The sequence below is a fragment of the Winogradskyella pacifica genome (genome assembly GCF_013403915.1).
GTDB classification, from domain to species: Bacteria; Bacteroidota; Bacteroidia; order Flavobacteriales; family Flavobacteriaceae; genus Winogradskyella; species Winogradskyella pacifica.
Genome location: NZ_JABFDI010000002.1, coordinates 128,622 through 150,367, shown reverse-complemented (window position 1 = coordinate 150,367; position 21,746 = coordinate 128,622). Strand labels below are relative to the sequence as shown.

Genomic DNA, 21,746 nt, shown 5'->3' with positions numbered 1-21,746 from the left:
CACATATTATGAAGAAGCGTGTTAACTGTAAATAAAACCCCATTTGACGTACTCTAAAGCTATAAAAAAAACGTTGTAGTAGAAAGAGAATTAGCAATGTGACGTAGTAATGACGTATTGAAGAACAGCGATAAAGTAAGAAAACACACCTAATTTTTAATATTTAACAAATAATCCATCAAAGAAATATCATTTTCTAAGTTTAATTTCTTTTTTAATCGATATCGATGAGTTTCAACACCTCTAACTGAGATATTCATAAGTGGTGCAATTTCTTTTGAAGATAAATTCATTTTGATGTATGCACAAATTTTTAAATCCTTCGGCGTAAGTTTAGAATGTGTTGCCTTTAAAGCTTCAAAAAATTCATCGTGTACTTGACTAAAATTATTCTCAAAGACTTCCCATTCGTCCTTTAGAACAATTGAATTATCTAACTTCTTTACCAGTTTTTTATATGAGTAATAATTATTGAAGCCATCCTTATTAATCATTAAATCCTTCTTAATGTCTTGTAAGGTTTCATTCTTCTTAACCAAGGCCATAGCATTATTAGCTAGCTGCTTGCTTTTAAGCTTTATTTCGTTCTGTAATGATTCATTTTTAAGCTGAACGATGCGCTTTTCATTTTCTAAAGTTTTTTCTCGCAATAACTTTTGCTGCTCTTTTTGATATTTAATCTTAATGATCCGCTGTTCCTTCGCTATTTTTTTATGGTGAAGTGTGTAAAACACAAATATGATTAAGCCTGCTAAAAGCAAATACAGTAAATATCCTAACGTATCTCTATACCAAGGAGGATACACATCTACTCGCAAAGATTTAATCGATGACACATTACCCGCGTTATCACTAGTTCTAAAAGCAATAGTATAATCACCATCTATAAGGTTTGAAAACTCTACTTTATTACCATCAATTGTATACCATATATCATTCCCTTCATCAACATTTGCTTCTGAAATACGATACTCAAAAAAATGATTTAGAGATTTTGAAGACGATAATTCTACAGCAACACTTTCTTTAAATTTAAAACCTACCAATTCATCTTCAATAGCAGAAACACTAAGAGGAACTCCACTTATTGAAATAGTCTCTATGTTTGGCTTATATAAATTAACGCCTGCAATAGACGTATTATTTATCATCATAAAACCATTATCGAGATTTAAAGCATAAATAGAGTCTTTAATCTTAGAGACGTTTTCGTAACCTACAATATACCTGTTCTTTAAAAAAATATCGTTTAAATAAAAATCGTCCCGAGTAGTATCAAATGATTTAAATTCTATAAAACCACCTTTATTTTTTAAGGCAAAAACATCCGTATTGTCTTCTGAAATAATGTAACTATTCTTACCTAACAAATCATTGAGTAACTCATAAGGGACTATAGAATCTAAAATCGGTTCGTATTTTTGCCAGCCTTCATTAGACTTAAAACTAATATTGTTCCTAATATTATAAACGCGCACATTATAGTTAGAACTTAAGCCTTTGTCATGGTATTCCTTGACTTCAGTGATCTCATCATAATTATCATCAAAACTAATTTTAGACACACCTTTGGTTGCATGAGCCACCCAGGCAGTATTTGGATTTTCAAACACTAAAAAACGTGAAGGAACTGAGGTTTTACCAAGGTGTTTCACCTGCCATTGGCCAGATACCTTTTCAAACCGCACTAAACCAGAATATGTACCTTGTATATACGTATGCTCTCGTTCTGGTACTTTTTTAATGGTCCAACCACCCGTATAAGTAGAGATAGGAATCATTTTATCCTCGTCCACAATAAATGTACCTTCATTATGACCGCAAAACAGTTCATCTTCAATAATCTCCAAATCCCACACCTGACCTTGTGAACCTTCAATAAATTTTAATTTATCGTCTTTATCCAACCTAAAAAGCCCTGTATTGGTACCAATATAAATGACACCTTTATATTTAACTACATCATAAACGGCGCCTAACTTACCAGAAACATCATTAAAAAAATAGTTACTGTTATTAAGTTCAATATTAGCGATACCATTATCTAAACCCAGCCAAAGATTATCTGTTTTATCTATAGATTGACCTAAAACCGTATTATTAAGTAAGCCATTCTCTTTACTTATATGAAACTTAGAGTTCCCATTATTATCCGTTAAGAAGACCCCGTCTTTTATGGTTCCAAAAACCATATCTCCATTACCTAAAATGGAAAATGCATTGAGTTGATGCAGACGTATCTGTTCATCAATTTCAAAATTCGTTGGAATTAGCCGACCATTATCCAAGAAAAAACTTCCTTTTAGTGACGTCATTAATAAAAGTTTATCCTTGTATGTATTGACAGAAACAATTTTAGTATCTAATAATAACTCATTAGAATAAAAAGGTTCTAGTGCCTTTTCTTTCAATTTAAATATACCTTGATTTAAGGTGCTTATATATAAGTTGTCTTCAACGACGCTACAAGAAATTATAACCGAACCAGGACTTAATTGAATGACGTTCTCAAAATCATAGATATAAATATTCAGAAATGATCTAAAGATGATTTTACCGTTAAAGCTTACAACTTCCCATATTTCTTCGTTCGGAGAGATTAAGTCAAGTACACTATCACTTAAAGAATAATATTTAAGATATCCGAATTCATCTTTTTTCCAATACCCGAATTCTTCATAAGATCCTGTATAGACAATATCATCAACTGCCAAAACAGATCTCACGATAGTCTTATTCGGTAATTGATGGAATTTCCAAACCAAACCGTCATATTCTAACAATCCACTATTGTTAGCAACATAGACTTTACCATTATCAGCTCTAGAAATACCCCAGTTTTGATTACCTGCTTTATACTCAGCCAACGTAAAATTATGGATGTTTGGAGAGAATTGACTATAACACTCTGAAGAAAAAACGATTAAGAAAAGTAAAAAAAATAATATTTTTTTCATGTAACAACAATATACAAATTTTATGAAAACGCTTTAAAAATAAGAATTTCATTCAACGTGACTGCACTTAGATACATAATTCGTGATATAAAAAAAAGACCCAACCGAAGTTGAGTCTTTAAACTATTAGTCATTAAATGTTATTATTTCTTAGCCATCAATACATCATTGATAATGTATACTATTCCATTTGATGCATCAACATTTCCTTGAACGACTTGAGATTTTTTACCTCTAGAATCTTGTATCATAAATTGATCACCATCCATCATAGCCGTTAATTCCTCACCACCTACAGTTTTAAAAGTATATTTACCTTTTCCTCCTTTAATAGCTTCCATGAGTTTATCCGAAGTTATTTTCCCAGATACTACATGGTATTTTAAAACATTTTGAAGACCTTCTTTATTCTCAGGCTTCAGCAAGTTATCTACCGTACCTTCTGGCAATTTAGAAAAGGCCTGATTAGATGGCGCAAAAACAGTATAATTTCCAGGTTCTGATAACATTGTTGCTAAATCTGCAGCTTTTAATGCCGCTACTAAAGTAGACAAATCATCATTAGACATTGCTTTACCTGCAATACTGGTTTCCATGGCCATTACTCTCTTTTCTTCCTCCATCTTTTTCATCTCCATGTCTTTCTTCTGCGTAGCCTCCATTTCAACCTTTTCAGCATCCATTTTCATCTTTTCTGCTTCTTTTTTTCCATCGTTACATGCTGTTAAGACTAAAAATAACATACATGTTACGGTTCCTAATATTCTATTCATTTTTAATTTCATAATTAAATTTTATTTATTGGTTATACTATATATACGGTATTTCAGGCTTATGGATTTTTCCAAGCTCGAGTTTAGTATAACTTTAACAAAAAATTAAATCCCTATAACACATACTTTTAGGTGTACTTCGCGTTTTTAAATTTGGATTCTAAAATAAAATGTACAATATTTGATTCAGTATATGAAAAACCAAATTATCAATATCATTTCTATTATTAGCATCGTGATTATTTCGCGAAGCCAAGGAATGTTATGATAAATTAAAATATAGATTTATTTAAAGCCTTCCTTTTCCGGAAGGCTTTTTTTATATAAAAAATTCACATACTTGAACATCATAATAAACAAGACTTAAAATATTGATTAACAGAAGGTTAAATTGATGTTTGTAGTATTGAATTTAGATTAAGAAATAGAATATTAATAACTAAACATAGTATATCAAGTAATTTAGATTTAGCAAATCGATGTTGCACACCTATTTATTATGAGCGAATTAAACAAATACAGTAAAACAGTTACACAAGATCCAACGCAACCAGCGGCTCAAGCCATGCTGCATGCTATCGGATTAACCAAAGAAGACTTCTTTAAACCAATCGTCGGTATTGCAAGTACAGGTTACGAAGGTAATCCTTGTAATATGCATCTTAATGACTTAGCCAAACTGGTTAAAGAAGGTACAAAAAACGAAGATGTGATTGGGTTAATTTTTAACACCATTGGTGTGAGCGACGGTATATCTATGGGAACACCAGGAATGCGTTACTCATTGCCTTCTCGAGATATTATTGCGGATTCAATGGAAACCGTAGTCCAAGCCATGAGTTATGATGGGCTAATCACAGTCGTAGGATGTGATAAAAATATGCCTGGAGCATTAATGGCCATGATTCGTTTAGATAGACCAAGTATCCTAGTTTATGGAGGTACAATCGATTCTGGCTGCCACGAAGGAAAAAAGTTAGATGTTGTTTCTGCTTTTGAAGCGTGGGGAAGTAAAGTTGCTGGAACTATGGACGAAACTGAATATCAAAGTATCGTTGAAAAAGCATGTCCTGGAGCTGGAGCCTGCGGAGGTATGTACACGGCAAATACTATGGCTTCTGCTATTGAAGCTTTAGGAATGACTTTACCTTTTAATTCTTCAAATCCCGCGTTAAGCGATGCTAAGAAAAAAGAATCCGTAAGAGCCGGTGAAGCTTTACGTTTATTATTAGAAAAAGATATAAAGCCTTCAGATATTATTACTAGAAAATCTTTAGAAAATGCAGTAAGACTAGTGACTATTTTAGGAGGTTCTACAAATGCCGTATTACACTTTTTAGCCATTGCCAGAGCCGCGCAAATAGATTTTACCCTAAAAGATTTTCAAGCTATCAGTGATAACACGCCATTTTTAGCAGATTTAAAACCTAGCGGAAAATATTTAATGGAAGATGTTCATGCCGTCGGAGGAATTCCTGCAGTATTAAAATATCTTTTAAAGAAAGGTATGATTCACGGAGATTGTTTAACTGTCACAGGAAAAACAATTGCAGAAAACTTATTAGATGTACCAGATCTTAAAGAAGGACAAGACGTTATAAAACCAATTGAAGAACCTATTAAGATTTCAGGACACTTAAGAATGCTCTACGGAAATTTAGCTACCGAAGGCAGTGTGGCTAAAATTACAGGAAAAGAAGGCTTATGCTTTAGAGGAAAAGCCAAGGTTTTTGAAGGAGAATATGCCGCAAACGATGGTATTAGAGATGGTAAAGTTGAAAAAGGAGATGTGGTCGTCATTAGATATGAAGGCCCAAAAGGTGGACCAGGAATGCCAGAAATGTTAAAACCAACGGCTGCAATTATGGGAGCAGGTTTAGGTAAAGATGTGGCTTTAATTACAGATGGTCGTTTCTCTGGTGGAACACATGGTTTTGTTGTTGGTCATATTACACCCGAAGCACAAGAAGGAGGCACAATCGCCGTCGTAAAAGATGGAGATATTATTACGATAGATGCAGAAACCAATTCAATATCATTAGAAGTCTCTGAAGCAGAACTTCAGAAAAGACGTCAAAATTGGAAAGCGCCAGAATTAAAATTTGAACGAGGAGTCCTTTATAAATACGCTAAAACAGTATCATCAGCATCTAAAGGATGTGTCACTGACGAATTCTAAAATAGCATTAAAAAAAAGAATTTTCTAGTCGATAAAGCAGAAAGCCTTTCGATTATAAGAGAATTAAAACATAAGAATTGAATAACCAATCTAACGTCCTAAGAGATGACAGATTTTAAAATGAGATTCCCAATTTAACGGGAAGTAAAAACATGAAAGAAACTCAAACTATGCAAAATCAAGTTAAAACTGCAGAAACTACAGAACGTATTTCAGGTAGTGAAGCAGTTATAAAATGTTTATTAGCCGAAGGTGTTGATATACTATATGGATATCCTGGTGGAGCCATTATGCCAGTTTATGACGAATTATATAAGTATCAAGATAAAATTCATCATGTGCTAACACGTCATGAGCAAGGCGCCACACATTCTGCACAAGGTTATGCTCGTATTTCAGGTAAAGTTGGTGTCTGCATGGCAACATCTGGACCTGGAGCCACCAATTTAATCACAGGTATTGCTGATGCTCAAATCGATTCTACACCAATGGTTTGTATCACTGGTCAGGTAGGTTCGCATTTATTAGGAAGCGATGCGTTTCAAGAAACTGATATTGTCGGAATCTCTACACCAGTCACCAAATGGAATTGCCAGGTTACTAAAGCATCTCAAATCCCTGAGGCTTTCGCAAAAGCATTTTACATTGCACGAAGCGGAAGACCGGGACCGGTTTTAATAGACATTACAAAAGATGCTCAGTTTGAAGAATTCGATTTTAAATACGAAAAATGTAAAGGTATTAGAAGTTATAAACCAGTTCCTGATACAGATGAAAATTCTCTAAAAGCTGCAGCAGAACTTATTAATAACGCCAAGAAACCATTAGTAGTTTGGGGACAAGGAGTCATTTTAGGAAAGGCAGAAGAAGAATTTAAAGCTGTTATTGAAAAGGCTGGAATTCCTTCAGCTTGGACCATTTTAGGAGCTTCAGCAATTCCTACTTCGCACCCATTAAATGTTGGGATGGTTGGTATGCACGGTAATTATGCTCCAAATGTTTTAACTAACGATTGTGATGTTTTAATTGCTATCGGAATGCGTTTCGATGATCGTGTCACAGGCAATTTAGAAACGTATGCAAAACAGGCAAAAATCATTCATTTTGATATTGATCCAGCCGAAATAGATAAAAACGTAAAAACCGATGTTGCCGTTTTAGGGGATTCAAAAGCCAGTCTAAAAAGCTTATTACCCTTATTGAATGAAAATTCTCATAATGATTGGCATCAAAAATTTAAAGATTTATATAAAATAGAATACGAAAAAGTCATTAAAGACGATTTACATCCTACAAAAGAAGGCTTAACTATGGCTGAAGTGTTGAAAGAAATCAACATTCAAACCAAAGGAGATGCTGCCATTGTAAGTGATGTTGGTCAGCACCAAATGACTGCTTGTCGTTATGCCGAATTCAACAAAACCAAAAGTAATATTACCTCTGGCGGATTGGGAACTATGGGATTTGCTTTACCAGCAGCTATTGGTGCAAAAATGGCAGCACCAGATAGAGAAGTTGTAATGATTGCTGGTGATGGAGGTTATCAAATGACCATTCAAGAATTAGGGACTATTTTTCAACAGAAAGTCCCTGTAAAAATTGTGGTATTAAATAACGAATTCCTTGGTATGGTACGTCAATGGCAACAGTTATTTTTCGATAAACGCTATGCTTCTACCGAAATGGTCAACCCAGATTTTGTAGCCATTGCAAAAGGCTATTCTATTGAAGCACAAAAAGTAACCGAACGTAAAGACTTAAAAGCTGCTGTAAAAGAAATGATTGACTGTGAAGGTCCTTACTTCTTAGAAGTTAGGGTGGAAAAGGAAGGTAATGTATTCCCAATGATTCCAACCGGAGCAAGTGTTTCAGACATAAGATTAGAGTAAAACGAAGAAAATAGAATACAGAGAAAAGAACAAAGTCGAATGAGAGAAAAAAGTAAAATAGAACTAAATATGAGTCTGTTTTCTATTTTCTTTTATCTATAATCTCAAAAAAATGAGTACAGAAAACAAACAATATACCGTTTCAATTTATACGGAAAACAACATTGGATTGTTGAATAGAATTTCTGCAATATTCCAAAGAAGACACATGAATATTGAAAGTTTAAACACATCACCATCAGAAATCGACGGTGTTTCAAGATTTACCATTGTCGTCAATATTACCGAATCTCAAATGAAAAAGATTCAAGGTCAGATTGAAAAGCAAGTCGAAGTTATCAAAGCCTATTATCATACGGAGGAAGAAATCATTTACCAAGAATCTTGCATCTTCAAAATGAGATCTAACTTGTTGTTTGATGAACGTCAAATTCAAAATATAATTAAGGAAAGCAACGCTAGAATTGTCACTGTAAATCGTGATTTCTTCGTTATAGAAAAATCAGGCAGAAAAGAAGAAATAGATTTATTACACAGAGAATTAACCGTTTTCGGAATCATGCAATTTACACGTTCAGGACGCATTGCTGTAACTAAAGACGAAATGAAAATATCAACAATGCTTAAAGCGTTGCAACATTAAATTAAAAAAGAAATAAGAGAATAGAATAAAGAAAATAGAAGATTTAATGACATACAATTACAGTGTCTTTACTCTTTTATCCTTCTTCTATTTTCTCAAAAACAAAAAAACAATGTCAAATTATTTCAACACATTACCATTAAGAGAACAATTAGATCAGTTAGGAAAATGTCGTTTTATGGACGCTTCAGAATTTGAAGATGGCGTAAACGCATTAAAAGGAAAGAAAATCGTTATTGTTGGTTGTGGTGCTCAAGGTCTAAATCAAGGATTAAATATGCGCGATTCCGGATTAGACATTTCTTATACGTTGCGTCAGCAAGCTATTGATGAAAAACGTGATTCTTACAAAAACGCAACCTCTAACGGATTTACTGTTGGTACGTATGAAGAATTAATACCAACGGCAGATTTAGTGTTAAACTTAACACCAGACAAGCAACATACCAATGTTGTAAAAGCGATAATGCCTTTAATGAAAAAAGGGGCAACATTAAGCTATTCTCATGGTTTCAATATTGTTGAAGAAGGCACAAAAATCCGTGAGGATTTAACCGTAATTATGGTGGCACCAAAATGTCCTGGAACTGAAGTAAGAGAAGAATACAAAAGAGGTTTTGGAGTTCCGACATTAACTGCAGTACATCCTGAAAATGATCCTGAAGGAAAAGGTTGGGCTCAGGCTAAAGCTTATGCTGCTGCAACTGGTGGTCATCGTGCAGGTGTATTAGAATCGTCTTTTATTGCAGAAGTGAAAAGTGATTTAATGGGAGAACAGACTATTCTTTGTGGTTTATTACAAACCGGAGCCATTTTATCTTTTGATAAAATGGTTGAAGAAGGTATAGAACCTGGTTACGCTGCTAAATTAATTCAGTTTGGTTGGGAAACGATTACCGAAGCATTGAAGCATGGTGGAATTACCAACATGATGGATCGTTTATCTAATCCTGCTAAACTAAAAGCATTCGAATTATCTGAAGAATTAAAAGGTATTATGCGTCCGCTTTTTGAAAAGCATATGGATGATATTATTTCTGGTCACTTCTCTCAAACTATGATGGAAGATTGGGCAAATGACGATATCAACTTATTAACTTGGAGAGCTGCAACTGAAGAAACTGCCTTTGAAAAAACAGAATTAACTTCAGATCACATTACAGAACAAGAGTATTTTGATCATGGTGTATTACTAATTGCTTTTGTAAAATCTGGTGTTGAACTCGCTTTCGAAACGATGGTAAGCGCAGGCATTATTGAAGATTCTGCTTATTACGAATCTTTACATGAGCTACCACTTATCGCCAATACTATCGCAAGAAAAAAATTATTTGAAATGAACCGGGTCATTTCTGATACGGCAGAATATGGTTGTTATTTATTTGATCATGCTTGCAAACCGTTATTAACGGATTTCATGAAAACGGTGGATACATCTATTATTGGTCAATCATTTTCTAAAACAACAGGGGTTGATAATATTGAATTAATCGCTGTTAATGACGCGATTAGAAATCATCCTATTGAAGCTGTTGGTCAACGTTTGCGTGCGGCAATGACTGCAATGAAAGTAATTAAAACTGATGATGTAAAAGCATCTGTTTTAGCGTAAGAAAAAAATTATCCTATCAGGTTTTATGATGGCTAAGTGTAGTCGAAGTCAAAACCTGATAGGTCTAATAAATAAGAGATTCCCTTTTTCAAGGGAAGTGAGCATGGAAGAAACCAAAACTACATACAGACCAACATTAAAAGCTATTGAAGCTGCAGCAGAAAAATTAATAGGAATTGCGTCAGTAACACCTTTAATTAAAAACGCCAGATATTCTAAAGATTTTGATGCCAACATTTATTTCAAAAGAGAAGATCTACAAGTTGTGCGTTCTTACAAAATCCGTGGTGCTTATAATAAAATAGCCTCTTTGAGTCCTTCTCAAATTGAAAATGAAATTGTGTGCGCCAGTGCAGGAAACCATGCGCAAGGTGTGGCGATTTCATGTAAGCTTTTAAAAATAAAAGGCACTATTTTTATGCCTTCCCCTACTCCAAATCAAAAGATTGAGCAGGTAAAAATGTTCGGAGAAGATTTTGTTGACGTTGTTTTAGTTGGAGATACGTTTGACGACGCTTACCATGCAGCCATGCAACAAAGTGAGGAACTTAACAAAACGTTTGTCCATCCTTTTAATGATGAAAAAGTTATTGAAGGACAAGCAACCGTTGGTTTAGAAATTATTGACCAAGCAGAAACGCATCCCATTCATTATGTATTTGTACCAGTTGGTGGTGGTGGACTCGCAGCAGGATTGTCCTCTGTTTTTAAAATCTTATCACCTCAAACAAAAATCATTAGCGTAGAACCCAAAGGTGCTCCGGCTATGTTAACCTCTATTAGGGCTAATAAAAATACGGAGTTAGACACCATCGATAGTTTTGTAGATGGAGCTGCGGTTAAACGTGTTGGTGATTTAAGTTTTGCTATTTGTAAAGAGACACTACATCGTGTAGTTACGGTGGACGAAGGTAAAATTTGTCAGACGATTTTAGACCTATATAATAAAGATGCTATTGTTGTTGAACCAGCAGGAGCTTTAAGTCTTTGTGCATTAGACCAATTTTCTGAAGAAATTAAAGGTAAAAACGTGGTTTGTGTTATTAGTGGCAGCAATAATGATATCACACGAATGGCAGAAATTAAAGAACGTGCACTTCTCTACGCCAATCTTAAGCATTACTTTATTATTAAGTTTCCGCAACGCGCAGGTGCTTTACGTGATTTTGTAGTTGATATTTTAGGACCTACAGATGATATTACGCATTTTGAATACACTAAAAAAGTCAATCGCGAAAATGATGTCGCAGTCGTTGGTTTACAATTAAAATCACCTGATGATTTAGAGCCATTAATTACTAAAATGAAACTTCATAATTTCTATGGAGATTACCTAAATGACAAACCCGATTTATTCCAGTTTTTAGTATAGCTTAACATATACTTAACCCTCATAAAGGATACAATTAAGTATCTTTATTACTTACCATTAATAGTTCAAAACAAGTTATTATGACTTCAACATTTGTGAATATTCCAGAACAGTTTCAAATTAAAAATTTAGTCGACCAGAACACCTATTTAGTAGACGGAGCACTGATACCTTGGCGCGGAGAAACTTCTAAAGTCTATTCTACAATTTCTTCCACTGAAGATTATAAACCTACACTACTTGGAACTATTCCGACCTTAGGAAAAAAAGAAGCTATAAAAGCATTAGATGCTGCTGTTTCTGCATACAATAAAGGACAAGGGTTGTGGCCAACAATGAAAGTTGTAGATCGTATTGCTTGCATGGAAAAGTTTGTAGAGCAAATGAAAACCAAACGCGAGGAGGTTGTAAAATTATTAATGTGGGAAATTGGTAAAAACTTACCAGATTCTGAAAAGGAATTTGATAGAACGGTTGAATACATTTACGACACCATTGAAGACTACAAACAAATGGATCGCGATAGCGCTAAATTTGTAAAAAGTTCTGGCGTTAACGCACACATTAGAAGAGGACCTTTAGGTGTTGTTTTGTGTCTAGGTCCTTATAACTACCCTTTAAATGAAACTTTTGCTTTATTAATTCCGGCATTAATCATGGGAAATACAGCGATTTTTAAACCCGCAAAACATGGTGTGTTACTAATTACACCTTTATTGGAAGCTTTTAGAGATAGTTTTCCTAAAGGGGTTGTGAATATCATTTATGGTCGTGGAAGAACAGTTGCTGCACCAATTATGCAATCTGGTAAAGTTGATGTTTTGGCTTTAATCGGAAATAGTAAATCAGCAAATGCTTTACAAAATCAGCATCCAAAAAGTAACAGACTGCGTTTAGTTTTAGGTCTTGAAGCTAAAAATCCGGCGATTGTGTTACCAGATGCCGATTTAGATTTAGCCATAGATGAATGTATTGCAGGAACCACTTCTTTTAATGGTCAACGTTGTACAGCTTTAAAAGTCTTATATGTACATGAAGACATTGTTGAAGAATTCAACAAACGGTTTTCAGCTAAAGTCGATGCTTTAAAATTTGGAAACCCATGGGAAGATGGAGCTAAATTAACTCCATTACCAGAACCAGATAAACCAGATTACATTCAAGATCTAATTGACGACGCTACAGAAAAAGGGGCCAAAGTTATTAACGAAAAAGGAGGAGACACTACTGAAAATTACATTTTTCCAGCGGTTTTATATCCTGTTACAAAAGATATGCGCGTCTTTCAAGAAGAACAATTTGGACCTGTTATTCCTATCGTTCCGTTTTCAGATATTGAAGAGCCCTTAGATGATATGGCAGAATCTAATTACGGGCAACAAGTCAGTTTGTTTGGAAACGATGTAAAGACATTAGCGCCATTAATTGATACCCTTGTAAATTTAGTTTGTCGTGTGAATTTAAATAGTTCATGTCAACGTGGACCAGATGTGTACCCGTTTACAGGTCGTAAAGATTCGGCAGTTGCCACACTGAGTGTCCATGATGCTTTGCGTTCATTTTCAATTAGAACATTTGTAGCCTCTAAAGACAACGATTATAACAATGCTATTTTAAAAGATTTATTAGATTCTAGAGCGTCAAACTTTGTGAGTACAGATTATATACTTTAGTGAAAGGTGGTTTGAAGCCACTCAATTTGAATTATTTAAAGTATTTTTTAAAAGAATTATGAATTTGATAAAAATTTCATAAAAGCCCACATATTGAGTCAATATTTAAATATTAATTCTAAATTTACATTATGTTAAGTCAAAGAAATAGAATTGAAAGACCCACACGCTTGTTATTAAACAAGCGACGTCGCTAATGGAATCTACTTTAAACCATTTAGTTAATCAATTTTAATTTTTTTTTACATTGAACAATTCATCACATTTATTTCTTTTTTCAACTATAGCAGCCCCAACTACTAAGCTGGTTTCTGTACGCCATATTTTAAGTCGTCGCCCGTAAGGGTACAATTTATATTAGGAACTTAGGTGTGTCCAGTTCTTCATTCAAAAGAAAATCAAACATTTTATAATCTATAAAAAACAATCACAATGAAAATTGTTATTGCTGATAAATCACATAGCATTTACGCAGAACTTATTTGCGAAACCATTGCCGAAGCTGCTAAAGTTAGAGGTACAGGTATTGCAAAACGGCAACCAGAATACATCATTACCAAAATGGAAAATGGTAATGCTGTTATTGCTTTAGAAGGAGATCAATTTGCTGGGTTCTGTTATATAGAAGCATGGAGTCATGGTAAATTTGTGGCAAATTCCGGTTTAATCGTTCATCCCGATTTTAGAAATCTAGGACTCGCGAAACAAATTAAGAAAGTCATTTTTGAACATTCTAGAACCAAGTTTCCAGATTCTAAGGTTTTTAGTATTACCACGGGTTTAGCAGTTATGAAAATGAATAGCGAATTGGGCTATAAACCCGTTACATTTTCAGAATTAACAGACGACCAATCCTTCTGGAAAGGCTGCCAAACCTGTAAAAATTTCGATGTTTTAACACGTACAGAGCAAAAAATGTGCTTGTGCACAGGGATGTTATATGATCCTGCAAAAGCTGAAACATCAAAACCCAAAGAACGTCCTTACGACAAGAAAGTATGGACACGATTAAAATTGATAAAACAGAATATGTTTTTAAAAAAAGACAAAAAAGATGAGTAAAAAATTAGTTATAGCATATAGCGGAGGATTAGACACCTCTTACTGCGCAGTAAGTTTAAGTAAAGCAGGATATGATGTTCATGCGGTTAGTGTGAATACCGGTGGATTTACTCAAGAAGAAATTAAGACCATTGAAAGCAATGCCTATAAAATGGGCGTTTCAACATATAAGAACATTGATGCTATTGCATCGTATTATGATAAAGTAATTAAGTATTTAATCTTTGGAAATGTTTTAAAGAACAACACTTACCCTTTATCTGTTAGTGCAGAACGTATTATTCAGGCCATTGAAATTGTACAATATGCCAAAAGCATAGATGCCAAATATATTGCCCACGGAAGTACTGGAGCAGGAAACGACCAAGTACGTTTTGATATGATTTTTCAAACTATAGCACCAGAAATTGAAATTATTACACCTATACGAGATGGAAGTTTAAGTAGACAACAAGAGATTGATTACCTTATTGAAAACGGAATCGACATGTCTTGGAACAAAGCTAAATACTCAGTTAACAAAGGACTTTGGGGCACGAGTGTTGGAGGAGAAGAAACTTTAACGTCAGAAAAACCATTACCAGATTCGGCTTATCCTTCACAATTAAAACATTCAGATCCTGAAAAAGTAGTCCTTACATTTTCTAAAGGTGAATTAGTCGCTTTAAATGGTGTTGAAAACAATCCTGAAGTCAATATTGAAGTCTTAAATAATTTAGCATCTGCATACGCGATTGGCAGAGATATTCATGTTGGAGATACTATTGTTGGTATTAAAGGTCGTGTTGGTTTTGAAGCTGCAGCGGCTTTAATTATCATCAAAGCGCATCATTTACTTGAAAAGCATACGTTGACGAAATGGCAACTGCAACATAAAGATTATTTATCTAGTTTTTACGGCATGCATTTACACGAAGGGCAATATTTAGATCCTGTGATGCGAGATATGGAGGCGTTTCTGCAAAGTAGTCAAGATAAAGTTTCGGGTGACGTTATCGTAACACTTAAGCCTTATCATTTTTCATTAGATGGCATCAAATCTAAACACGATTTAATGAATGCCAAATTCGGAAGTTATGGTGAAGAAAATAAAGGTTGGACCGCAGATGAGGCCAAAGGATTTATTAAAATATTTGGCAATCAGAATAAGATTTATCAGCAAGTAAACAACTAAAGAAGACCTCGCAGGTTTCGGTGACTGAGCGCAGTCGAAGTCAAAACCTAGCAGGTCTGAAAAATTAAATTATCCTGCAAGGTTTCAAAAACCTTGTAGGTATAAAACTTAAAATCAGGTTGAATTAAAAAGATTCCCATTTTCGTGGGAAATGGATATGGAAAAATTAAAAGCAGGAATCATCGGTGGAGCAGGTTATACAGCAGGAGAATTAATTAGATTATTGATTCATCACTCTAAAGTAGAAATCGATTTTATTTACAGCACCTCTAACGCTGGAAACAAAGTCAGTAAGGTCCATCAAGATTTATTGGGGTCAACAGATTTAGTGTTTTCAGATGTCATAAATGCAGAAGTTGATGTCCTGTTTTTATGTTTAGGTCATGGCAATTCAAAAGCATTTTTAGAAAACAACAGCTTTTCTGACACGACTAAAATCATTGATTTAAGTAATGATTTCAGACTAGACGCAGATTCAATTTTAGATGGCAAAACCTTTATTTATGGTTTACCTGAATTAAATAAAGAAGCCATTAAAAAAGCGAATTATATTGCTAATCCTGGATGTTTTGCCACCGCGATTCAAATGGCATTGTTACCACTAGCTAACGCTGAAGTATTACAAGATGACGTGCATATTAATGCCGTAACAGGCGCCACAGGTGCAGGAACCTCATTATCGACAACCACACATTTTACATGGAGAGATAATAACTTTTCACATTATAAAGCTTTTACGCATCAGCATTTAGGAGAAATTAATCAAACTGTAAATCAATTACAATCAGATTTTAAGTCCGATATCAACTTTATGCCGAATCGTGGGAATTTTTCGAGAGGCATTTTTGTCACACTTTACACGAAATATGAAGGCAGTTTAGAAGAGGCAAAACAATTATATAGTGACTTCTATAAAGACGCTGCATTTACGTTTGTTTCGGATGACGACATTCATTTAAAACAAGTGGTCAACACCAATAAATGCATCCTTCATTTACATAAACACAACGATAAATTATTAGTCACGAGTATCATCGATAACTTATTAAAAGGAGCATCAGGACAAGCCATTCAAAACATGAATTTAATGTTTGGATATGAGGAAACTGAAGGCTTAAAATTAAAGGCTAATTATTTTTAACACATACTCAAACCTGTCAGGTTTCAAAAACCTGACAGGTCTAAAATCAAATTTAAAATCGATAAAAGTTGTCACATTGAACGCAGTCGAAAGGTCTCGATTAAAATAAAGTTTAACTTAAAGAGATAACCGCTTTCGCGGTTAATAAATATGAACCGAGCATTTTTTAATGCGAACACATTTTACCATTAAAAAAGAATAGAAAAGCAAAATGAAAATAGCAATCATAGGAACAGGCAATTTAGGAAAGTCCATCGCAAAGGGATTAATCACCAACAACGCCATTACCACACTATACTTAACCAAACGAAACTTGAGCGGTATTCAAGATTTAGATGGTTATAAAAATGTCACATTAACAACCGATAATATCGAAGCTGTTAAACAATCTGATATTTTAATATTCGCCGTTCAACCAGCGCATTTTGAGACGATTCTAAATGACATTAAGCCATATTTAACCGAAAAGCACGTATTAATTTCCACAATCACAGGGTTTTTAATTCCAAAAATTGAAGCTATAGTCGGCACAGATCAATTTATCATCAGAGCTATGCCAAATACAGCCATTGCGGTTGGTAAATCCATGACGTGCATGTGTAGTAATGAAAACGGCAAAAAACGCATACCTATTGCTGAAGCTATTTTCAATAGATTAGGTCACACCTTGGCAATTCCAGAATCACAAATGCAAGCCGCAACAGTGGTTTGCGCGAGTGGTATTGCATTTTGGATGCGATTGATTCGCGCAACAACACAGGCTGCTATTCAATTAGGTTTTGATGCTAAAGAAGCACAAGAATTAGCCATGTACACTAGTGAAGGAGCTGCCAATTTATTAATAACAAATGGTAATCATCCTGAAGAAGAAATCGACCGCGTTACCACACCAAAAGGCTGTACTATTGAAGGTTTAAATGAAATGGAGCACAAAGGCTTAAGCTCGTCTTTAATTCAAGGTATGGTAGCCTCATTCAATAAAATTAGTAACATTAAAAAAGAGCAGATATAGTACATTCTGTTGAATCATAAATCTTGCAAGGTCTTTTTTTTGACCTTGTAAGTATATAAATAACAAACTATACCTACAAGGTTTTTGAAACCTTGCAGGGTAAAAAAAAATAACATGAGTTTATTTAATGTATACCCATTATTCGACATCACTCCCGTAAGCGCCAAAGATGTTTACGTTTATGATGATAAAAATGTTGAATACTTAGATCTTTATGGAGGCCATGCTGTGATTTCTATTGGACATTCGCATCCAAAATATGTATCCGCAATTACAAATCAAGTTGAAAAATTAGGGTTTTACAGTAATGCGATTCAAAATCCATTACAAGTTGAATTAGCCGATAAATTAGAAACGCTTTCTGGCTGTAAAGATTACCAATTATTTTTATGTAATTCTGGAGCAGAAGCCAATGAAAATGCTTTAAAACTAGCATCTTTTCACAATGGCAAAAAGAAAGTTTTAGCTTTTAAAAACTCGTTTCATGGCAGAACTTCGGCTGCAGTTGCAGCAACCGACAACCCAAAAATTGTAGCACCTATAAATGCACAACAACAGGTTGACTTTGTAGAATTGGGAGATTTAAATGCTGTGGAAACCATTTTAAAACAAAACGAAACTTGTGCAGTCATCGTAGAATTCATCCAAGGAGTTGGTGGCTTAGACCAAAGCACAACAGAATTCTACCAAGGTCTTGAAACACTTTGTAAGTACTACAACACCGCACTAATTGCCGACGAAGTACAATCGGGATTTGGTAGAACTGGTGACTTTTTCGCATTTCAAAAACACAATATTACGCCAGATATTATTTCTATAGCCAAAGGCATGGGCAATGGTTTTCCGGTAGGTGGTATTTTAATTCATCCTTCAATTGAAGCCTCTTTTGGTTTATTAGGTACCACGTTTGGTGGCAACCATTTGGCATGCGCTGCAACGCTTTCTGTTTTAGATGTTTTAGAAGACGAAAAGCTAATGCAAAATGCTAAAGACATTGCTGATTATTTTCAAGAAAAAGCAAAAGGATTACCAAACTTAAAATCAATTAAAGGTCGTGGTTTAATGATAGGATTAGAATTCGATTTTCCGATTTCAGAATTAAGAAAAAAGCTAATTTTCGATCATCATATTTTTACTGGAAGTGCGACAAATCCTAATTTGATAAGAATTCTTCCACCTTTAACGATTCAGAAAAAACATATTGATGTCTTTTTTGAAGCAACCTGCAAGGTTTTAAAAACCTTGTAGGTTTAAATTAAGTTTAATTAAAAAGTTACCCACTTTCGTGGGCTAAGAGATGAAAAATTACACCAAAATAAAAGATATTTCTAATCTTTCAGAAACCATAAAGGAAGCCATCTTATTAAAGATGAACCCTTTTGAATTTCAAGATTTAGGGAAACATAAAACTTTAGTCATGCTCTTTTTTAATTCCAGTTTAAGAACACGATTAAGCACTGAAAAAGCGGCAAAAAACTTAGGCATGGACGTTATGATATTAAACGTCAATGACGCTTGGAATATTGAATTCGAAGACGGCACAGTGATGAACGGCAATTCGTCTGAACATATTAAAGAAGCCGCACAAGTTATTTCGCAATATGCCGATATCATTGCTGTGAGAGCATTCCCAACGTTGCAAGACAAAGCGAAGGATGAATCCGAATATATCCTCAATAATTTTAAAAAATACGCGACTGTTCCGATTGTAAATATGGAAAGTGCCACAGCACACCCTTTACAAGCTTTGGCAGATGCCATTACAATTTCTGAATTGACCGAAAAAGCAAAGCCTAAAGTCGTGTTATCTTGGGCTCCACATCCCAAAGCATTACCACAAGCGGTTGCGAATTCGTTTGTAGAAATGATGCAAGATTTAGAAGTTGATTTCACAATAACACATCCTGAAGGTTATGAATTAAGTGAAGCCATCACCAAAGACACGCCTATAAATCACAATCAAGAAGAGGCTTTAAAAGATGCCGATTTTGTTTACGTTAAAAACTGGAGTAGCTATAAAGACTACGGTAAAGTCCTGAACCAAGATGAAAATTGGATGATGACGAAAGCCAAATTAGGTGATGCCAAATTTATGCATTGTTTACCTGTAAGACGAAATGTTGTGGTGGAAGACGCCGTTTTAGATAGCGAACAATCTGTGGTGATTAAACAAGCGAATAATAGAACGTATGCGGCACAAATTGTGTTGAAGCAGATTTTGGAAGATTTATAAAAGTAAGCGAATGTCATTCTGAACATAGTGAAGAATCTCTTAGTTTAAGATTCTTCGCTTCTCTCAGAATGACAAAAACAACAAGATGGAAACACTAAAAGTCATAAAAACAGGAGGAAATATTATCGATAATGACGACGCATTAGCAGCGTTCATTACAGATTTTGCAACTCTAAAAGGCCCTAAAATCTTAGTCCATGGAGGAGGAAAATTAGCTACTAAATTAGCGACTCAAATGAATATTCCTGTGCAAATGAATGAAGGCAGGCGTATTACAGATGCGGATACTTTAGATATTATCACCATGGTTTATGCAGGGAAAATCAATAAGAATATCGTCGCACAGTTGCAAGCCAACACCTGTAATGCTATTGGGTTTTCTGGTGCAGACGGTAACACGATTGTTTCAGAGAAACGACCAACAAAACCCGTTGATTATGGATTTGCTGGCGATGTAAAACAAGTGAACACTAAAACCTTAGAAATACTTTTAAAAAACAACATTACACCTGTCTTTTGCGCTATTACACACGACAAAAACGGTCAATTATTAAACACAAATGCAGATACCATTGCTTCAGAATTAGCCATTGGCTTTGCTTCAATTTACAACACAGAGCTTTATTATTGTTTCGAAAAAAATGGCGTTTTAGAAGATGTAAATAATGACGATTCTGTAATTGAAAACATCAACACAGAAAGCTACAAAACATTAAAAGAAAACAAAATCATATTTGAAGGCATGTTACCTAAATTAGATAATTGCTTTCATGCTATAAATAGAAACGTTCAAAAAGTTTGTATCGGAAAATCAGACATGCTTTTCAATACCAACAATAGACACACTACCATAACCCAATGATTGAAAAACTAACCACACAAGCCATTGCTTTACTAAAGCAACTTATAGAAACAGAATCATTTTCGTCAGAAGAAGACAACACAGCGTTGCTTATAGAAGATTGGTTTAAGTCACATAAAATTCCTTTTAAAAGAGATCATCATAACATTTGGTCTACCAATAAACACTTTGATGATAGCAAACCAACGCTCCTATTAAACTCGCATCACGATACCGTAAAACCTAATAACGGTTATACCAAAGACCCGCTTAAAGCTATTGTTGAAGATGGCAAATTATATGGCTTAGGAAGTAATGATGCCGGTGGATGTTTAGTCTCTTTAATTGCGACATTTACTTATTTCTATGACAAGAAAAACCTCAACTACAATTTAGTAATTGTCGCTTCAGCTGAAGAAGAAAGCAGTGGTCCAAACGGACTTAATAGCATGCTAAGTATCATTCCAAAAATTGATGTCGCTATTGTTGGCGAACCTACTTTAATGAATTTAGCTATTGCCGAAAAAGGTTTGGTCGTTTTTGATGCCAAAGTAAAAGGTACAGCTGGCCATGCCGCACATCCGAATAAGGATAATTCAATTTACAATACTATTGAGGTTTTAAAATGGTTTAAAGATTATCAGTTTGCACGAAACTCACCCGTTTTAGGTGATGTAAAAATGACCGTTACTCAAATTAATGCTGGGAAACAACACAACGCGGTTCCTGCTGAAGTTGATTTAGTCATCGATGTCCGTGTGAATGACAAATACACAAATCAACAAATTGAAGAAATTTTAATCAGAAAATCACCATGCACAAGTATTAAAGCGCGGAGTTTACGATTGAATTCGTCTTCAATTCCTATTAATCACGAATTGGTTGAGGCAGGAATTGAATTAGGTAGAGAAACTTATGGTTCACCGACCCTATCCGATCAAGCAGTTTTAACTTGCCCTTCACTGAAATTAGGACCAGGTGATAGTACACGCTCACACACAGCAGATGAATTTATTTATTTGGCTGAAATTGAAGAAGGTGTTGATTTATATATTAAATTATTAGAGAAAGTATTGTAATAAAAAGATAATAGAATCAAGAGACAAGAATCAAGACCAATAGAGCATTCTTATGAGTAAAAAGTCTATGTTCTAGAAGCGAAGCGGTTTTGCATCTTGACTCTAA

At 34.5% G+C, this 21,746-nt stretch carries 16 protein-coding genes; 14 read left to right on the top strand and 2 right to left on the bottom strand.

What is annotated here, in order from left to right:
• Positions 1–149: 149 nt before the first annotated feature.
• Together HM984_RS02395 and HM984_RS02390 are read right to left on the bottom strand one after the other, a co-directional pair.
• Entirely contained in the window at positions 150–2,957 is a 2,808-nt protein-coding gene (locus HM984_RS02395) for a LuxR C-terminal-related transcriptional regulator (RefSeq protein WP_179347975.1), read from the bottom strand.
• Between the two features lie 143 nt (positions 2,958–3,100).
• Positions 3,101–3,730, bottom strand: a complete 630-nt coding sequence (locus tag HM984_RS02390) for a fasciclin domain-containing protein (protein ID WP_257018437.1) — start codon at positions 3,728–3,730, stop codon at positions 3,101–3,103.
• Positions 3,731–4,229: 499 nt separating this feature from the next.
• Here HM984_RS02390 and ilvD point away from each other — a divergent pair, with 499 nt between their 5' ends.
• From ilvD to HM984_RS02320, 14 genes are all read left to right on the top strand, one after another.
• A complete protein-coding gene (gene ilvD / locus HM984_RS02385; RefSeq protein ID WP_115807898.1) occupies positions 4,230–5,909 on the top strand; it encodes a dihydroxy-acid dehydratase in 1,680 nt (559 codons plus the stop codon).
• A 152-nt stretch (positions 5,910–6,061) separates the two neighbouring features.
• Positions 6,062–7,798, top strand: a complete 1,737-nt coding sequence (ilvB, locus tag HM984_RS02380; protein ID WP_179347973.1) for a biosynthetic-type acetolactate synthase large subunit — start codon at positions 6,062–6,064, stop codon at positions 7,796–7,798.
• Between the two features lie 112 nt (positions 7,799–7,910).
• Positions 7,911–8,441 (top strand): acetolactate synthase small subunit, encoded by a 531-nt coding sequence (ilvN, locus tag HM984_RS02375; RefSeq protein WP_179347972.1) that lies wholly within the window; start codon positions 7,911–7,913, stop codon positions 8,439–8,441.
• 112 nt (positions 8,442–8,553) lie between these two features.
• A complete protein-coding gene (gene ilvC, locus HM984_RS02370; protein WP_179347971.1) occupies positions 8,554–10,053 on the top strand; it encodes a ketol-acid reductoisomerase in 1,500 nt (499 codons plus the stop codon).
• A gap of 103 nt (positions 10,054–10,156) precedes the next feature.
• The gene (ilvA, locus tag HM984_RS02365) at positions 10,157–11,425 is read left to right on the top strand and encodes a threonine ammonia-lyase IlvA (protein WP_179347970.1); all 1,269 of its coding nucleotides are present in this window, start codon (positions 10,157–10,159) and stop codon (positions 11,423–11,425) included.
• An 80-nt stretch (positions 11,426–11,505) separates the two neighbouring features.
• Positions 11,506–13,098, top strand: a complete 1,593-nt coding sequence (locus HM984_RS02360; RefSeq protein ID WP_179347969.1) for an NADP-dependent glyceraldehyde-3-phosphate dehydrogenase — start codon at positions 11,506–11,508, stop codon at positions 13,096–13,098.
• A 432-nt stretch (positions 13,099–13,530) separates the two neighbouring features.
• A complete protein-coding gene (locus HM984_RS02355; protein WP_092466520.1) occupies positions 13,531–14,160 on the top strand; it encodes a GNAT family N-acetyltransferase in 630 nt (209 codons plus the stop codon).
• Complete coding sequence (locus tag HM984_RS02350; protein ID WP_179347968.1) at positions 14,153–15,334, top strand: argininosuccinate synthase; 1,182 nt, start codon at positions 14,153–14,155, stop codon at positions 15,332–15,334. The genes HM984_RS02355 and HM984_RS02350 overlap by 8 nt, the downstream gene beginning before the upstream one ends.
• 157 nt (positions 15,335–15,491) lie before the next feature.
• Positions 15,492–16,475: an N-acetyl-gamma-glutamyl-phosphate reductase gene (argC, locus tag HM984_RS02345; protein ID WP_179347967.1), complete on the top strand. Its 984-nt coding sequence runs from the start codon at positions 15,492–15,494 to the stop codon at positions 16,473–16,475.
• A gap of 211 nt (positions 16,476–16,686) precedes the next feature.
• Positions 16,687–17,487, top strand: coding sequence for a pyrroline-5-carboxylate reductase (proC, locus tag HM984_RS02340; protein WP_179347966.1), 801 nt, complete (start codon positions 16,687–16,689; stop codon positions 17,485–17,487).
• Between the two features lie 114 nt (positions 17,488–17,601).
• Positions 17,602–18,735, top strand: coding sequence for an aspartate aminotransferase family protein (locus HM984_RS02335; RefSeq protein WP_179347965.1), 1,134 nt, complete (start codon positions 17,602–17,604; stop codon positions 18,733–18,735).
• A gap of 49 nt (positions 18,736–18,784) precedes the next feature.
• Positions 18,785–19,720 (top strand): N-acetylornithine carbamoyltransferase, encoded by a 936-nt coding sequence (locus HM984_RS02330; RefSeq protein ID WP_179347964.1) that lies wholly within the window; start codon positions 18,785–18,787, stop codon positions 19,718–19,720.
• A gap of 85 nt (positions 19,721–19,805) precedes the next feature.
• A complete protein-coding gene (gene argB, locus HM984_RS02325; RefSeq protein WP_179347963.1) occupies positions 19,806–20,582 on the top strand; it encodes an acetylglutamate kinase in 777 nt (258 codons plus the stop codon).
• Positions 20,579–21,640, top strand: a complete 1,062-nt coding sequence (locus HM984_RS02320) for a M20 family metallo-hydrolase (protein WP_179347962.1) — start codon at positions 20,579–20,581, stop codon at positions 21,638–21,640. The genes argB and HM984_RS02320 overlap by 4 nt, the downstream gene beginning before the upstream one ends.
• Positions 21,641–21,746: the final 106 nt, after the last annotated feature.

What these genes read in the sequence shown, in the direction of transcription:
- HM984_RS02395 (WP_179347975.1), bottom strand. Translation starts at nt 2,957, where the DNA reads ATGAAAAAAATATTATTTTTTTTACTTTTCTTAATCGTTTTTTCTTCA.
- HM984_RS02390 (WP_257018437.1), bottom strand. Translation starts at nt 3,730, where the DNA reads ATGAATAGAATATTAGGAACCGTAACATGTATGTTATTTTTAGTCTTA.
- ilvD (WP_115807898.1), top strand. Translation starts at nt 4,230, where the DNA reads ATGAGCGAATTAAACAAATACAGTAAAACAGTTACACAAGATCCAACG.
- ilvB (WP_179347973.1), top strand. Translation starts at nt 6,062, where the DNA reads ATGAAAGAAACTCAAACTATGCAAAATCAAGTTAAAACTGCAGAAACT.
- ilvN (WP_179347972.1), top strand. Translation starts at nt 7,911, where the DNA reads ATGAGTACAGAAAACAAACAATATACCGTTTCAATTTATACGGAAAAC.
- ilvC (WP_179347971.1), top strand. Translation starts at nt 8,554, where the DNA reads ATGTCAAATTATTTCAACACATTACCATTAAGAGAACAATTAGATCAG.
- ilvA (WP_179347970.1), top strand. Translation starts at nt 10,157, where the DNA reads ATGGAAGAAACCAAAACTACATACAGACCAACATTAAAAGCTATTGAA.
- HM984_RS02360 (WP_179347969.1), top strand. Translation starts at nt 11,506, where the DNA reads ATGACTTCAACATTTGTGAATATTCCAGAACAGTTTCAAATTAAAAAT.
- HM984_RS02355 (WP_092466520.1), top strand. Translation starts at nt 13,531, where the DNA reads ATGAAAATTGTTATTGCTGATAAATCACATAGCATTTACGCAGAACTT.
- HM984_RS02350 (WP_179347968.1), top strand. Translation starts at nt 14,153, where the DNA reads ATGAGTAAAAAATTAGTTATAGCATATAGCGGAGGATTAGACACCTCT.
- argC (WP_179347967.1), top strand. Translation starts at nt 15,492, where the DNA reads ATGGAAAAATTAAAAGCAGGAATCATCGGTGGAGCAGGTTATACAGCA.
- proC (WP_179347966.1), top strand. Translation starts at nt 16,687, where the DNA reads ATGAAAATAGCAATCATAGGAACAGGCAATTTAGGAAAGTCCATCGCA.
- HM984_RS02335 (WP_179347965.1), top strand. Translation starts at nt 17,602, where the DNA reads ATGAGTTTATTTAATGTATACCCATTATTCGACATCACTCCCGTAAGC.
- HM984_RS02330 (WP_179347964.1), top strand. Translation starts at nt 18,785, where the DNA reads ATGAAAAATTACACCAAAATAAAAGATATTTCTAATCTTTCAGAAACC.
- argB (WP_179347963.1), top strand. Translation starts at nt 19,806, where the DNA reads ATGGAAACACTAAAAGTCATAAAAACAGGAGGAAATATTATCGATAAT.
- HM984_RS02320 (WP_179347962.1), top strand. Translation starts at nt 20,579, where the DNA reads ATGATTGAAAAACTAACCACACAAGCCATTGCTTTACTAAAGCAACTT.